The sequence below is a fragment of the Shewanella oneidensis MR-1 genome (genome assembly GCF_000146165.2).
Lineage (GTDB): Bacteria > Pseudomonadota > Gammaproteobacteria > Enterobacterales > Shewanellaceae > Shewanella > Shewanella oneidensis.
Genome location: NC_004347.2, coordinates 541707 through 557191 on the forward strand (window position 1 = coordinate 541707; position 15485 = coordinate 557191).

Sequence of the window (15485 nt, forward strand, 5' to 3'; positions counted from 1 at the left end):
ATTACTGTGTCTATGGCTCACGCTTAAGGAATTCTTATGTTGCAAAAAGCAATCGAAGCCGCGATTAAAAATCGGCTATTAGTGGTGTTGGCGCTGCTGGCGGCGGTCGCTGCCAGTGTGGCCATGTTGCCCAAATTGAATCTCGATGCCTTTCCCGATGTCACCAACGTGCAAGTGACCATCAATACCGAGGCCGAAGGTTTGGCTGCTGAAGAGGTGGAGAAACTCATCAGTTATCCGGTCGAATCGGCCATGTATGCTTTGCCAGCGGTGACTGAAGTACGTTCGTTATCGCGCACAGGCTTGTCCATTGTGACGGTCGTCTTTGCCGAGGGCACGGATATTTACTTTGCCCGTCAGCAAGTGTTTGAGCAGTTACAGGCGGCGCGGGAGATGATCCCAAGCGGGGTGGGTGTGCCAGAAATTGGCCCTAACACCTCAGGATTGGGGCAGATTTATCAGTATATTTTGCGGGCAGATCCAAGTGCAGGCATCAATGCCGCCGAGCTGCGAAGTCTTAACGACTACCTCGTCAAACTTATCTTGATGCCCGTTGGTGGGGTGACCGATGTGTTATCTTTTGGCGGCGAAGTTCGCCAATATCAGGTGCAGGTCGACCCTAATAAGTTGCGTGCCTATGGCTTGTCGATGGCGCAGGTGAGTGAGGCGCTCGAGAGCAATAATCGTAACGCTGGTGGCTGGTTTATGGACCAAGGCCAAGAGCAATTAGTGGTGCGGGGTTATGGCATGTTGCCCGCCGGAGAGGCAGGACTTGCCTCGATTGCCCAAATTCCACTAACGGAAGTGCGTGGCACACCCGTGCGAGTGGGGGATATCGCTAAGGTCGATTTTGGTAGTGAAATCCGCGTGGGCGCTGTGACGATGACGCGCCGCGATGAGGCGGGTCAGGCGCAAGCGCTAGGTGAAGTGGTTGCGGGTGTGGTGCTTAAACGCATGGGCGCCAACACGAAAGCGACCATCGATGATATTGATGCGCGGATTAATCTGATTGAACAGGCGCTGCCCAAGGGCGTGTCCTTTGAGGTGTTTTACGACCAAGCAGATTTGGTGGATAAAGCCGTAGCCACGGTGCGCGATGCGCTGTTAATGGCCTTTGTGTTTATTGTGGTTATCTTGGCGCTGTTCCTTGTGAATATTCGCGCCACCTTGCTGGTGCTACTGTCGATTCCCGTTTCTATTGGTTTGGCGCTGATGGTGATGTCCTACTATGGCCTTTCTGCCAACCTGATGTCCCTTGGCGGTTTGGCGGTGGCCATTGGTATGTTGGTCGATGGCTCTGTGGTGATGGTTGAGAATATTTTCAAGCATTTAACTCAGCCGGATCGCCGCCATTTAACACAGGCCAGAGCGCGTGCCGATGGTGAAGCCGACCCGTACCATGGTGATGAGGATGGTGGTGTTAACGCTGATGATGACGATCATCAGGGGAATATGGCTGTGCGGATTATGTTGGCAGCTAAAGAAGTGTGTAGTCCTATCTTCTTCGCAACGGCGATTATTATTGTGGTGTTTGCACCACTATTTGCCCTGGAAGGCGTAGAAGGTAAGCTGTTTCAGCCGATGGCCGTCAGCATTATTTTGGCGATGATTTCAGCTTTGCTAGTGGCGTTAATTGCGGTGCCAGCCTTGGCGGTATATCTGTTTAAACGTGGGGTTGTGCTCAAAGAAAGTGTGATCTTAAGGCCGCTGGATAACGCATATCGCAAACTGCTCAGTGCAACGCTAGCGCGCCCTAAAATGGTGGTACTCAGTGCGGTTATTATGTTTGTCATGAGTATGGCATTACTGCCTAGACTCGGCACCGAGTTTGTGCCCGAGTTAGAGGAAGGCACGATTAACCTGAGGGTCACGTTAGCACCAACCGCCAGCCTTGGCACCTCTTTGGATGTCGCGCCCAAACTTGAGGCTTTGCTGCTGCAATTCCCCGAGGTGGAATATGCCTTAAGCCGCATCGGTGCGCCTGAATTAGGTGGCGATCCTGAGCCTGTGAGCAATATCGAAATTTATATTGGTCTTAAACCTATCGAAGAGTGGCAATCGGCTAGCTCGCGTTTAGCGCTGCAACGGCTGATGGAAGAAAAACTCAGTGTCTTTCCTGGTCTATTGCTGACCTTCTCACAACCGATTGCGACTCGAGTTGATGAGTTACTCTCTGGGGTGAAGGCGCAGTTAGCGATTAAACTCTTTGGTCCCGATCTCGCTGTGTTGTCGGACAAGGGCCAAGTGCTCACCGATCTGGTGGCGAAAATCCCCGGTGCAGTAGATGTGTCTCTCGAGCAGGTGAGTGGTGAAGCGCAGTTGGTGGTGCGCCCCGATCGCTCGCAACTCGCCCGTTATGGCATCAGTGTCGATCAGGTGATGACACTCGTGAGCCAAGGTATTGGTGGCGCCAGTGCCGGACAAGTGATCGATGGTAACGCCAGATACGACATTAATTTACGCCTTGCCGCCGAGTTTCGCAGCAGTCCGGATGTGATTAAGGATTTGCTGTTGAGTGGCACTAATGGCGCAATTGTGCGCTTAGGTGAGGTGGCCAGCGTTGAAGTGGAAATGGCGCCGCCGAATATTCGCCGTGACGATGTGCAGCGCCGAGTGGTGGTGCAAGCGAACGTGGCAGGGCGTGATATGGGTTCAATAGTGAATGATATCTACGCGCTAGTGCCAAAGGCCGATTTGCCTGCTGGATATACCGTGATTGTGGGTGGGCAGTATGAGAACCAACAGCGGGCACAGCAAAAGCTGATGTTGGTGGTGCCAGTCTCTATCGCTTTGATCGCACTGTTGTTGTACTTCTCCTTTGGGGCGGTTAAGCAGGTACTGCTAATTATGGCGAACGTGCCGCTTGCGCTCATCGGTGGCATTGTGGCGCTGTTTGTCAGCGGCACTTATCTGTCGGTGCCAAGCTCCATTGGTTTTATTACTCTGTTTGGGGTGGCAGTTCTCAACGGTGTGGTATTAGTGGATTCGATTAACCAACGCAGGCAAAGCGGTGAGTCGCTCTATGATTCTGTATATGAAGGAACCGTTGGTCGTTTGCGCCCGGTGTTGATGACGGCATTGACCTCCGCCTTAGGGTTAATTCCGATCTTAGTATCATCGGGCGTGGGTAGTGAAATCCAAAAACCGCTGGCGGTGGTGATCATTGGCGGTTTGTTTAGCTCAACGGCGTTGACGTTATTGGTATTGCCGACGTTATACCGCTGGTTATACCGACGCGATAAACGTATCGATGAGCTAGGTTAGTCAGAAAATAACGGTTTACAGGGGCAATGTACGCTGTTTCGGGTGATTGCCCTGGTGAAAGACTCCATTATTCTCCTGACTAAAAGTCCAAAAATCAGCGAGCTATAGTGCTCAATATAGGCTAGGCTTAGTATCTGTATTAAGTATAAGTATCTCTGGAGAGCATTATGATCGCAGTCATTTTTGAAGTCGTTCCCACAAAAGAAGGAAGGGAAGAATATCTGCACGTAGCCGCCGAAATGCGTCAGTATTTAGAAGGTCGCAAAGGACTGATTTCGATTGAGCGATTTCAGAGCTTAACCGATGAGGGCAAGGTGCTCAGTCTATCGTTTTGGGAAGATATGGCGTCTATCACCCAATGGCGCAATCAAATGGCCCATAGCATTGCTGAGCAAACTGGGATTGTGCCATGTCTGTTTAACGCTTATCGCATTCGTGTCGCTGAAGTGGTGCAAGACTATAGTGAAACTTTGCATGAGGCCGCCGAGTAACCGAGACTTGAGTGGTTAAAAACAAAACCCATCGAAGTCGATGGGTTTTTTATGCTCAACAATCTGCCTAAGTGAGTTTTAAGGCTTATTTTTCCTGTTGTGCTTTGAGCAGATCGCGGATCTCCGATAACAGTTCTTGATCTTTGGTTGGTGCTGGTGACGCCGGAGGCGCTTCTTCTTGTTTACGTTTTAAGCTGTTAATGGCCTTTAGGCCCATAAAAATCGCGAAGGCGATAATCGTAAAGTCGATAACGGTTTGGATAAATTTACCGTAGGCAATCACGACCGCTGGTGCATCACCTTGGGCGGCGAGCAGCACAACGCTCAGATCACTGAAATTTACACCACCTAAGATAATCCCAATTGGCGGCATAATGATATCGGCGACAAAGGATGAGACTATCTTGCCAAATGCGGCACCAATGATAATACCCACCGCCATATCGATTACGTTGCCACGGGACGCAAAAGCCTTGAACTCTTGAATTAAGCTCATTAGGTTTCCTCCGAAAATAGGATTAAATGTTAAATTTTATTGTGTTAAATGTATCAGGAAAACCTTAGGGGCTTTTGCTGCCTGCTACCTAGTCAAGCTTATAGGGGCTTAAGGTTTAAGGCAATTCTGAGATTAAGGATTTATCCTGCACAGGCTGATTTCGCACTATCAAGGTTACAATTGTTAAGTTTGGCGTGAATTAGCTTATCTTTGCTGGTCAATAAATTCTGGCACTTCCAATACCTGTGATCCCCAACGTTTAAACAAGGCTGCATAGATAAACTCGATAAAGACACGATACTTGCGTGGTAAATAGGCACGCTTGGGATAGCTGAGTACCACTTTGGTTTGCACCATTGGATAATCGTCAAGGAGAGGTACCAAATAACCTTTCTCTACAGCTTCTTGTGCAATAATCGATGGCACCGCCGTAATACCCAGCCCCGCAATGGCCGCTTCGCGGGCGATGGTGACATTATTCACGGTTAATTGCGTCACAGGTTCAATCACCACCCAAGATTTGCCATCAAATAACTTCCAGGCTCCCTCAATGTGGGCTGACTGTAAGCGAATCGCTTTATGTTTTGCTAAATCCTGAGGCACTTTTGGCGTGCCATGTTCGGCTAAATATTTGGGACTGGCCATTAAGGATTTATAGGCATTAACCAAGGAATAGCTCTGAAGACGGCTATCGTGGGAATCGGCAATTTGGAACAGTAGATCGATACCTTCTTCTATCACATCGACTTTGCGATTAGTGAGTTCTGCATCAATGGTGATATCAGGGTAAAGCGTTAAAAACTTGGCAAAAATCGGACCGAGAAACAATTGCCCTAATTCGATAGGACAGACAATTTTTAGGTTGCCTTTGATTAATTGCTGGTGGGCACTGAGCTGATTTTCGGCGCTTTGAAGATCACTTAAGATCTTGTTGATTCGATTGTAATAACTTGAGCCAGCCTCGGTGAGTTTAAGGGCACGAGTGGTGCGGAATAACAACTGAGTACCCGTATCGGCCTCAAGTTCGGCAATTTTGCGACTGACCGTCGCCTTAGTCAGTCCGAGGGCTTTGGCGGCGCCCGTAAAGCTACCTTGCTCGACGACCTGAGCAAATATCTGCACGCGATTGAGATCCATGATTGTTACACCAGTGAAACAGTGGGTTGATTTTTAGCTATCTAATAAACTTGGTGAGACAGTAGTACACTAGGACTCACTAATCAAGGAGTCATTCATGTCCAAAAGTAAACTCATCATCGCCGCGCCATTATTACTCGCAGCCATCGCGGGTGTCGGTTATTACTGGTGGACTTAAGTTCGTTTTATTGAAACGACAGATAATGCCTATGTTGAGGCTGATATCTCCCATGTGAGTGTAAAAGTGCCGGGTTATGTCGTTTTATCGGATGTGACCGATAACCAGCACGTACGCAAAGGTGAGTTATTAGCCCAGCTCGAAGATAACCAGTTTATCGCTAAAGTAAACCAAGCCGAGGCGTCACTCGCTAGTGCTAAAGCCGATCTACAGACCTTAGCCGCCAAGGTGGAGTTACAGCATGCGCTGATCAGCCAAGCGAGCGCCGCAGTGGTCGCAGCGAAGGCGGATAACATCCGTGCAGAGCAGCAGTTAAGTCGTGCCAAAAAGTTAAAGGTCAGCAATTACAGCTCGCAAGACGATGTCGACCAATTGCAAGCGGGGTTTGATGCTGCTGCGGCGCACCTCGATGAAGCCAAGGCACTGCTGGTGGCGAAACAACGCGAACTTGCCGTGTTTAATGCCCAGCTTAATCAAGCCCGTTCCGTGGTTGAACAGGCCGATGCTACATTGGCGCTGGCTAATATCCAACTTAATGATACCCGCGTGACAGCGCCCTTTTCTGGGGTGATAGGTAAACGCGGTGCGATGGTGGGGCAGTATGTGCAGCCCGGCCAAGCTCTCTACAGTTTGGTTCCGGATGGGGCTGTGTGGATCACGGCGAACTTTAAAGAAACCCAGATCCAACATATGCAACCCGGACAAGTGGTACAGGTGAGTCTCGATGCGTTTCCCGACAAGACCTTTACTGGTGTTATCGATAGCCTGTCTCCGGCATCCGGAGCCAAATTTAGTTTACTGCCCGCCGAAAATGCTACGGGTAACTTCACTAAAATTGTGCAACGTATTCCGGTGCGGATCCGTTTAGAGTTAACTGAAGATGCTCGGATCGTGCCCGGCTTAAGTGCGGTGGTGAAGGTTGATACTTCATCCCATCCAACGGCTGCGATAGCAGCGACTTTAGGTCGTTAAGATGAGTGCCGTCGGAGCTGACACTGCACCTGCAATGGCGATAGCGGCAACAGTTAGTGCGCCGAGTGCATACGAGCGCGGCAGTCGCCATTCATGGATTGCTGTTTTTGGTGGTTTGATTGGCGCCTTTATGGCGATCCTCGATATTCAAATTACCAATGCCTCGATGAAGGAAATTCAAGGTAGCCTTGGGGCTACGCTTGAAGAAGGCAGCTGGATTTCAACGGCGTATCTGGTTGCTGAGATGATCGCTATTCCGCTCTCAGGGTGGCTAAGTACAGGGTTGTCGGTACGGCGTTATCTACTGTGGACAACCGCGGCTTTTATTTTTGCTTCCATTCTTTGTTCTATCTCGTGGAACTTGGAGTCCATGATTGCTTTTCGTGCGCTGCAGGGCTTTTTTGGTGGCGCACTTATCCCTTTGGCATTTCGGCTGATCTTAGAGTTTTTACCCGAGAATAAACGTGCAGTGGGGATGGCGCTCTTTGGCGTGACGGCAACCTTTGCGCCCTCGATTGGCCCAACCTTAGGCGGTTGGTTAACTGAGCACTTTAGTTGGCATTATCTGTTTTATATCAACGTGCCGCCCGGTCTATTGGTGATGGCGATGTTGGCCTATGGTCTCGAAAAACGGCCTGTGGTGTGGGACAAACTGAAAAATGCTGACCTTGCTGGCATTGTCACTATGGCGCTGGGGATGGGTTGCCTTGAGGTGGTGCTTGAGGAGGGAAACCGTAAAGATTGGTTCGGTTCGGATCTCATCCGCAACCTTGCCATCATCGCCGCAGTGAATTTAGTACTTTTTGTGTGGATCCAACTCAACCGTAAAGATCCTTTAGTCAATTTACGTCTGCTGGGTAAACGTGATTTTGTGCTTTCAACCGTGGCGTACTTTTTACTGGGGATGGCGCTCTTTGGCGCGATCTATTTAATCCCACTGTATTTATCGCAAGTCCATGATTACACTCCGCTGGAAATTGGCGAGGTGATTATGTGGATGGGATTCCCGCAGCTACTCGTTTTGCCATTAGTACCGCGTTTAATGCAGCGTTTCGATGGTCGTTACTTGGCCGCCTTTGGCTTTTTTATGTTTGCCTTAAGCTATTACATGAACAGCCAAATGACCGCCGATTACGCTGGGCAGCAGATGATTGCCTCCCAAGTAGTACGCGCCTTAGGCCAGCCCTTTATCTTAGTGCCTATTGGTATGCTCGCGACCGCGCATTTAAAACCCCATGAAAACCCATCGGCCTCAACGGTGTTAAATGTGATGCGCAATTTAGGCGGCGCCTTTGGTATCGCGCTCGTTGCGACCTTAACCGATAATCTATCCCGCAGTCATTTGGCCCATGTGAAGGAGTCTTTGCCTGCGGTTAGTGCTCAGGCACAGGATTATTTAAACCAGAGCGCGAGTTTGCTGCAGATGGGGGGCTCTGATCCTTACACCGCCGCTGCGCAGGCTAAGGCATTATTGGCGAAAACCATGAGTCAGCAGGCGTATATACAAGCCTATAATGATGTGTTTTTTATTATGGGAGCCTTGTTGCTAATTGCCGTAGTGGCGGTGCTACTCATTCGTAAACCCCAGAGCCAAGCGGCCCATGATGCGGTAATCGATTAAGGCTTAGGTTTTGTCGTAAGTTCTCATCCTGTGTAACTCCTTGCGCCTTAATTCTCCCCCCAGCATTAAGGCGCTTTTTTATGCGTTTAGCACTGTGGTAGACTCGCAGGTCCCTTCGATTGTTGTAGAGACGCATCTATGCCGATACAAAATTCCATTCAGTGGCAAAATCTGTCCTTTAATCAATTAAATGCCAATACGTTATATGACATTCTCAAGTTACGTGTTGATGTGTTTGTGGTCGAGCAGGCCTGTGCTTACCCCGAACTAGACGATAAAGACAGGCATCCCGAAACTCAGCATTTAATGGGCTTATCGCCACAGGGTGAATTACTTGCTTATGCCCGAGTTTTACCGCCGGGGCTGAGTTATCTTGAGGCGAGTATTGGCCGCGTGGTGATATCTCCAGCGGGACGTGGGCAAGGATTGGCGACACCTCTTATGCAGCAGGCAATTGAGGCCGCGTTAACTGCTTGGCCAGAAGCGGGGATCCAAATTGGTGCCCAAGAGTACCTAAACGCCTTTTACCAAAAACTGGGCTTTCACGCTTGCTCAGAGGTGTATTTGGAAGATGGCATTCCCCACATTGATATGCGCTACCAGCCTGAGTGATATATTTTTAGTGTTTGAATTTTAATGTAATTAAGGAAATTAGATGTCAACGTCAGCGGACTATAAAATCAATCAACAGCAAATTGTGTGTGTCGCGAGTTTTTTATCGAAGGAGGGGAAAACCGAGGCCTTGATTGCTGCACTCGCCTCGCTTATCCCCGACACACGCCGCGAAGCAGGCTGTATCCGGTATGAGCTCAATGTCAGCCGTGACGAACCTCGCCGCGTGACCTTTGTTGAAAAGTTTGTCGATATCGCCGCCTTTGATGAGCACTGCGCAAAAGACGCAATTCAACATTACTTCCACCAAGTGATGCCCGAGTTGGTTGAGTCCTTCCATGTGGAAACCTATCACCAAGTCATCGCCTAATTTATCTTGCTTAACAGGAGTTTGCAGTGTTAATTAACTACATTGAACCTGTATTTAGACCGCCATCAGAATGGAAGTCGTTAATACTGCAAGTGACTAACGGTTGTAGTTGGAATCAGTGCAGTTTTTGCGATATGTACACCCAGCCGCAAAAAGCCTTTAGAGCACAAAAACTCGATAAGATTGAGCAAGATATTCTCGCGATTGCGCGTACTGGTATGCCGGTACCGCGGGTGTTTTTGGTCGATGGCGATGCTATGAGCTTGCCCTTTGCTCGGCTAGAGGCGATTTGCGAGTTAATCCATTGCCACTTACCACAGGTTACACGGATCAGCAGTTATTGTTTGCCACGCAACTTGAACAATAAAACCCCTGAGCAACTGACTCGGCTGCGGGAGTTAGGCTTAAGTCTGCTGTACGTTGGTTGTGAAAGTGGTGATGACGAAGTGCTGGCCAAGATTAAAAAGGGTGAAACTTTCGAGTCATCGCTGGCGGCATTACAAAAAATTCGCGCGGTGGGGATGAAGTCTTCGGTCATGATCCTCAATGGCTTAGGTGGCGTGGCGTTATCACAGCAACATGCCATCAATTCGGCTAAATTGATGAATGCCGCCCAACCCGATTATTTATCCACATTGGTGGTTACTTTGCCGCTAGGCTCAGAGCGGATGGATGCCGTGTTTGATGGTCAGTTTCAGTTGCCGGATCAGCTAGGGTTATTCCAAGAAATGCAGATGCTACTGAGCCATTTGGAGCTGGATCAAACGATTTTTCGCTCCGACCATGCCTCTAACTATCTTGCTCTCAAAGGAGTATTAGGTAAGGACAAGGCCAAATTGTTGGCACAGGTTGAACAGGCCATTAACGTGCCGCGCAGCATTCCACTCAGGCAGGAATGGCAGCGCGGACTCTGATTGTGTAATGCTTGCGTGGTGAGTCGTTAGGTTTCCCACTCGGGAGCAGTGAGTTCATTTTACACAGGCTTTGCGGCCTTAGCGGTTTTGGGTTGACATAAGGAGAGGGTATCTTCTAACCAGTTGAAAAATGACAATTCATTGTTGACAAGTTTCTCCGTATGACTCAACAACACATAATGATGCCCTGATGGGATAAAGCCAAATGGCGCGACAAGTCTGCCGCTTGTTAGGTCGTCAACAATCAAGGGATACGAGCCTATAGCGCCTCCGAGCCCATCAACCGCTGCCTGCAAGCAGAAATAGAAATGCTCAAAGGATTTCGATTTGTTGGTGGAGAAATTGTGCCCTGAACGCTGCGACCAATCGGACCATGCTGATGGTCGAGAGTCGCTATGAAGTAGGACAATATCCCCCCAGTTTTGCTGAATTTGGCACCAATATTCAGGCGAAAACACTGGGCCAGCCCACTCACTCACTAGGTTGTGTTTGTTGTATTCTGGGGGAATATGAAAATCGTCTCGCCGAATGGCCAAAGATAATCCAGACTCCGCGAGCTTTACCGGACCTCCTGCCGTCGATAACCGAACGTCTATGCCCGTTAGCTGGAAAAAACTGGCTAGCCGTGGCATTAACCAGCGCATGGTAAGTGTGGGTTCGCAGGAGACCTCAAGGTAATGATGGCTCTCCCGAGTCAGCTGCTTTACCCCGCTATCTAAAGTGTTAAAGGCAATATCTGTGTAGCGCTTAAGCAATTCCCCCTCTTGGGTGAGGCACATTCCCCGGCCTTGCTTATAAAACAATATTTGCGATAAGTGGTTTTCCAAGAGTTTTATTTGCTTACTGACTGCTCCGTGGGTGATATGCAGTTTCTCCGCGGCCTGGCTGTAACTCGAGGACTCGGCTGTAATATGAAATACATAGAATGCTTTTAAATGTCTCATGTGTGACTTTTTCTCACGGTTTTGGTGCCTTCTTTTCGATTATAACTAATCAGCGACTCGATACAATTACCGCTTGCTAATGAACCCTTAGGAGCGGAAATGGAGTTATTGAGTATTGTGATATTTGGGCTGTTGATTGTGGTTAGCCCTAGTGCCGATTTTGTGTTGGTCTTTAAAAATAGTGCTATGCATAGCAGAAAAGCGGGGATGTTGACGGCCATTGGAATCGGTGCGGGTGTCTGTGTGCATATTAGCTATTCTATCATTGGGATTAGCCAGTTAATTGCCAATAATGCGGGGTTATTTAGCCTAGTGAAGTATGTGGGTGCAGCGTATTTAATCTATATTGGGATCGCAGGCTTATTGAGTGCCAAGCTAACCTTAGATTATGGGACTCAGCTTATTAAACCAGTTGAAAATCGAAAGTACATTATGCAAGGTTTTTTATGTAATGTACTGAATCCTAAAACGATGATTTTCTTCTTAAGTGTTTTTAGCCAGCTGATATCATCCCATAGTGACAGCTTAGCATTCGTCATCAGCTATGGTGTTTATATCGCCGTGTTACACGGGATCTGGTTTTGCATCGTCGCGTACTTAGTGACATCAGCCAAAGCCACTCGAGTATTGAAACGGTTTGGTCATAGAATCAATCAGGCCTGTGGTGTGGGTCTTATAACCTTTGGCGTAATATTATCAACAAACGATTGAACCTGACTTCTTCCCCCAGCGGCGATAGGTTTTAGCTCAGTTTTCAATTTGATCTAAAGTTGACTTAAATTCACAGTTAACCTGGTATCGTCTTAGGGGGAAATTCGCTAGGATTCCCTTGCTCCAGCACCACAGAACTATTGAAGGTGGATTGCTCGGAAAGTTGAGCCAATTCATGCCACAGGGCAGGCTATGCCAAGGTTGAGAGAAAGGTTAAGAGGAAAACTTAGGAGGAAAACGTAGCGAACTAATGGACAGCAAAATAAGGGGTAGCGAAACAAGGGGAGCTAAAAAGGGAGAGTGGGATAAGAGTGCTGTAGCTCCATGCCCGACAAGTTATATCTTCAATTTTTTATCAGGCTACAAGTTTTCACTTCAAGATCCGTTCACTCGGTCCGCTTAATCTATAGACCGCAAAAAATCACTTAATATATATGTTTTTTCATATATACTTTATTTCGTATATAGTTTAATCATTTTGGAAGCACTCAATGCAACCCGTCACTTTTTTTAAAGCCCTTGCCGATGAGACTCGGCTGAAATGTTTATTACTCATCCAGCGCGAAGGGGAGTTGTGTGTGTGTGAGTTGATGGCGGCGTTATCGGAAATTCAACCTAAGGTTTCGCGTCACTTGGCTCAGTTGAAAAAAGCTGGTTTGTTGGTTGATAGGCGTCAAGGCCAATGGGTGTTTTATCGGATTAATGCTGAACTCTCACCTTGGTGCCAGCAGGTGCTTGCCCGAACCTGTGATGATAACGACATCTTTTTGCAGGATAACCTGCGTAATCTCTGTCAAATGGGTGGCCGACCTGAGCGAGCAAAAGCGTGTTGTTAACGTCAATCTTGAAACGTACTGCATTGGAGTAAGGGATGGCTGCTAAAGAGGCTATTGATCTAACCCCCCATTTTAAAGTGCTTTTTTTATGCACACATAATGCTTGTCGAAGCATTTTAGCGGAGGCCATTGCTCGGCAACTGGCATTTGGTTTGCCACTGACCTTTATGAGTGCAGGCAGCGCCCCTTCGGGCAAGGTTCATCCCATGACCCTGAAACAACTTCAGCAACAGGGTTACTCAACAACAGGGCTTAACAGTAAAAGTTGGGACGCGCTAGCGGATTTCTCGCCGGATCTGGTTATCACAGTTTGTGATAATGCTGCGGGCGAAACTTGCCCTTTATGGTTAGGAAATACACAGAAATTACATTGGGGATTACCCGATCCAAGTCTGCAGGTCGCTGAACGCCAAGATGTCGCTTTTTTAAAAATTATCAGATTGTTAGAGGAGCGGGTAAGTGCTTTGCTGCGAGTTGATTTAAAGGCCGAGCCTAGGGTTTTATCGGCAGCATTACAGCAAATTGTACTTGCCCATCCGTTAGTTGATTAAGAGGTTTATATGGGAATTTTTGAGCGTTATTTAAGTGTTTGGGTAGGGTTGAGCATTCTTGCAGGGGTCGTGTTGGGGAATGTTGTCCCTAATGTATTTGCTGCCGTTGCCGCGCTTGAATTTGCCCATGTTAACTTAGTCATCGCCCTGTTTATCTGGGTAATGATTTATCCCATGATGGTGCAGATTGATTTTTCTGCGGTGAAAGATGTAGGTAACGCACCGAAAGGATTGATATTAACCCTTTTCATCAACTGGTTAGTTAAGCCATTCACTATGGCGTTGTTAGGTTGGTTATTTTTCAAGTTGGTATTTGCCGACTGGGTTGACCCGCAAACCGCCAGTGAATATATCGCGGGAATGATATTACTCGGTGTGGCGCCTTGCACTGCAATGGTGTTTGTGTGGAGCCAACTGACGAAAGGTGATCCTAATTACACACTAGTGCAAGTGTCGGTAAACGATATCATTATGGTGTTTCTGTTCGCGCCACTCTCGGCATTATTGCTTGGCGTGAGCGATATTCAAGTGCCATGGCAAACCCTGTTACTTTCCGTTGTTCTCTATGTGTTATTGCCTTTGATTGCGGGAGTCATGACCCGTAAACGCCTTGAGGCTCGTAATGATGCGAGTGCTGTGCCGCAGTTACTGGCAAAGCTTAAACCTTGGTCTGTGATCGGTTTATTAGCCACTGTCGTGCTGTTATTTGGTTTTCAGGCAGAAACCATTATCTCCCAGCCACAAAACATACTTTTGATCGCTATTCCTTTGATTATTCAGAGTTATGGCATCTTTATTTTAACCTATTGGTTAGCCTTAAAACTGAAACTAACCCATGCGATTGCGGCACCGGCGAGCATGATAGGTTCTTCTAACTTTTTTGAGCTGGCAGTCGCTGTGGCCATTTCATTATTTGGTCTGCACTCGGGGGCGGCTCTCGCGACTGTGGTTGGGGTGTTGGTTGAAGTGCCAGTAATGTTGTCGCTGGTGTATTTTGCTAATCGCACGCGGCACTGGTTTCAATCTTAAATAATCGCATGATGTAAGTTGATATCGCATTAGGGATCAATATGTTCCAAATATTTACTGATTTTGCGACTTGGCTAGTGTACGGAATGTTTGGCCTAGAGGCTGGGTCGGCCTTGGGCGGCGCTGTGCATTTCTTTGTTGAAGATGTCAGTAAAATTTTCGTATTACTCCTCGTCATGATTTATGTGATTGCCTTGCTGCGTGCTTCCTTAGACGTTGAGCGAGTGCGAGATTATTTAGCGGGAAAAAATAAAGGCGTAGGTTATTTATTAGGGTCGATTTTTGGCGCCATCACGCCTTTTTGCTCTTGTTCAAGCATTCCGGTGTTTTTAGGGTTTACCTCGGCCGGTATTCCCCTTGGGATCACTATCGCCTTTTTGATTACTTCCCCTTTGATTAACGAAGTCGCCGTATTGCTGCTGATGAGTTTACTCGGCTGGAAATTTACCTTGCTCTATGTGGCGGTAGGTATGACAGTGGGTATGCTTGGCGGAGTATTGTTAGATGCGATGAAGGCCGAACGTTGGTTGCAATCCTTCGCTGCTGAAGCCCTCCTCCGTGGACGCCAAATGGCGGCATCTGATGTAGTGTCTACCGTTGCGCGGGTCTTATCTTTATCTGAACGTCATCAATTTGCCAAAGCTGAGGCGATTGAGATTTTTGGCCGCGTCTGGAAGTGGGTCATTATCGGCGTAGGTCTTGGCGCTGCCCTGCACGGTTTTGTACCAGAAGGGTGGATCGAAGCCCACTTAGGCCAAGGCCAATGGTGGTCTGTGCCTGTGGCCGTATTAATCGGCATTCCGCTTTATTCGAATGCGACTGGCATCATTCCTGTGATGGAAAGTCTGCTGGCGAATGGTTTGCCTATTGGCACTACGCTGGCGTTTTGTATGAGCACAGTGGCGGCCAGTTTTCCTGAATTTATTTTACTCAAACAAGTCATGCAGTGGCGCTTGTTGGCGTTGCTGTTGGTTGTGCTATTGACGGCATTTACGTTAGTAGGTTGGATGTTTAATTTTGCAGCACCTTATCTTTAAGGAAATAACATGAAACAAGTCAAAGTATTAGGTAGTGGTTGCGCTAAATGTAGTAAAACCGCCGAGATGATTGCGGACATATCAGAAGAAATGGGCATAGATGTGATTGTGAAAAAGGATGCAGATCCGCAAACCCTGTTGAAATTTAACGTAATGAAAACCCCCGCAGTCGTGATCGATGGTGAGTTAATCCACAGCGGCTCAGTGCCGACCCGAGATGAAATTGAAGGATGGCTAAGGGATTAAATTAGAAGCCATTTTAGTGAATCAAGGCTTGCTTTCGACCTAGCAATTATCGTCGTTAACAAGGTACGCCATTGTC

15 protein-coding genes and 1 pseudogene are annotated in these 15485 nt (G+C 47.9%); 13 read left to right on the forward strand and 3 right to left on the reverse strand.

Annotated features, from left to right (window positions below; translation table 11 throughout):
* Positions 1-36: 36 nt before the first annotated feature.
* Positions 37-3264: an efflux RND transporter permease subunit gene (locus SO_RS02475; RefSeq protein WP_011070862.1), complete on the forward strand. Its 3228-nt coding sequence runs from the start codon at positions 37-39 to the stop codon at positions 3262-3264.
* Between the two features lie 167 nt (positions 3265-3431).
* The gene (locus tag SO_RS02480; protein WP_011070863.1) at positions 3432-3755 is read left to right on the forward strand and encodes an antibiotic biosynthesis monooxygenase family protein; all 324 of its coding nucleotides are present in this window, start codon (positions 3432-3434) and stop codon (positions 3753-3755) included.
* A gap of 85 nt (positions 3756-3840) precedes the next feature.
* On the opposite strand, the gene mscL is transcribed toward SO_RS02480, so the two are convergent.
* Together mscL and SO_RS02490 are read right to left on the reverse strand one after the other, a co-directional pair.
* Positions 3841-4251, reverse strand: coding sequence for a large-conductance mechanosensitive channel protein MscL (gene mscL, locus SO_RS02485; RefSeq protein WP_011070864.1), 411 nt, complete (start codon positions 4249-4251; stop codon positions 3841-3843).
* A 204-nt stretch (positions 4252-4455) separates the two neighbouring features.
* Positions 4456-5388 carry a LysR family transcriptional regulator gene (locus SO_RS02490; RefSeq protein ID WP_011070865.1) on the reverse strand — a complete coding sequence of 311 codons (933 nt, stop codon included), beginning with the start codon at positions 5386-5388 and terminating at the stop codon, positions 4456-4458.
* A 97-nt stretch (positions 5389-5485) separates the two neighbouring features.
* On the opposite strand from SO_RS02490, the pseudogene SO_RS02495 reads away from it, so the two are divergent.
* The 5 genes and pseudogenes from SO_RS02495 to SO_RS02515 all read left to right on the forward strand — a co-directional run bounded on the left by SO_RS02495 (position 5486) and on the right by SO_RS02515 (position 10055).
* Positions 5486-6538, forward strand: a pseudogene (locus tag SO_RS02495) (HlyD family secretion protein).
* Position 6539: 1 nt separating this feature from the next.
* On the forward strand, positions 6540-8159 hold the full coding sequence (locus tag SO_RS02500; protein WP_011070866.1) for a DHA2 family efflux MFS transporter permease subunit: 1620 nt from the start codon (positions 6540-6542) through the stop codon (positions 8157-8159).
* Positions 8160-8315: 156 nt separating this feature from the next.
* A complete protein-coding gene (locus tag SO_RS02505) occupies positions 8316-8771 on the forward strand; it encodes a GNAT family N-acetyltransferase (protein ID WP_164925817.1) in 456 nt (151 codons plus the stop codon).
* Positions 8772-8814: 43 nt separating this feature from the next.
* Complete coding sequence (locus SO_RS02510; RefSeq protein WP_011070868.1) at positions 8815-9141, forward strand: putative quinol monooxygenase; 327 nt, start codon at positions 8815-8817, stop codon at positions 9139-9141.
* Positions 9142-9167: 26 nt separating this feature from the next.
* On the forward strand, positions 9168-10055 hold the full coding sequence (locus SO_RS02515) for a radical SAM protein (protein WP_011070869.1): 888 nt from the start codon (positions 9168-9170) through the stop codon (positions 10053-10055).
* A gap of 59 nt (positions 10056-10114) precedes the next feature.
* Here the strand turns inward: SO_RS02515 and SO_RS02520 are convergent, their stop codons facing one another.
* Positions 10115-10999 (reverse strand): LysR family transcriptional regulator, encoded by an 885-nt coding sequence (locus SO_RS02520; RefSeq protein WP_011070870.1) that lies wholly within the window; start codon positions 10997-10999, stop codon positions 10115-10117.
* 99 nt (positions 11000-11098) lie between these two features.
* Between SO_RS02520 and SO_RS02525 the strand changes: the two genes are divergently transcribed.
* From SO_RS02525 to SO_RS02550, 6 genes are all read left to right on the forward strand, one after another.
* On the forward strand, positions 11099-11710 hold the full coding sequence (locus tag SO_RS02525) for a LysE family translocator (RefSeq protein ID WP_011070871.1): 612 nt from the start codon (positions 11099-11101) through the stop codon (positions 11708-11710).
* 491 nt (positions 11711-12201) lie between these two features.
* Positions 12202-12546 carry a metalloregulator ArsR/SmtB family transcription factor gene (locus SO_RS02530; protein ID WP_011070872.1) on the forward strand — a complete coding sequence of 115 codons (345 nt, stop codon included), beginning with the start codon at positions 12202-12204 and terminating at the stop codon, positions 12544-12546.
* 35 nt (positions 12547-12581) lie between these two features.
* A complete protein-coding gene (locus SO_RS02535) occupies positions 12582-13097 on the forward strand; it encodes an arsenate reductase ArsC (RefSeq protein WP_011070873.1) in 516 nt (171 codons plus the stop codon).
* Positions 13098-13106: 9 nt separating this feature from the next.
* Complete coding sequence (gene arsB / locus SO_RS02540) at positions 13107-14126, forward strand: ACR3 family arsenite efflux transporter (protein WP_011070874.1); 1020 nt, start codon at positions 13107-13109, stop codon at positions 14124-14126.
* Between the two features lie 41 nt (positions 14127-14167).
* The gene (locus tag SO_RS02545; protein WP_011070875.1) at positions 14168-15163 is read left to right on the forward strand and encodes a permease; all 996 of its coding nucleotides are present in this window, start codon (positions 14168-14170) and stop codon (positions 15161-15163) included.
* A 9-nt stretch (positions 15164-15172) separates the two neighbouring features.
* On the forward strand, positions 15173-15409 hold the full coding sequence (locus SO_RS02550; protein WP_011070876.1) for a thioredoxin family protein: 237 nt from the start codon (positions 15173-15175) through the stop codon (positions 15407-15409).
* Positions 15410-15485 lie beyond the last annotated feature (76 nt).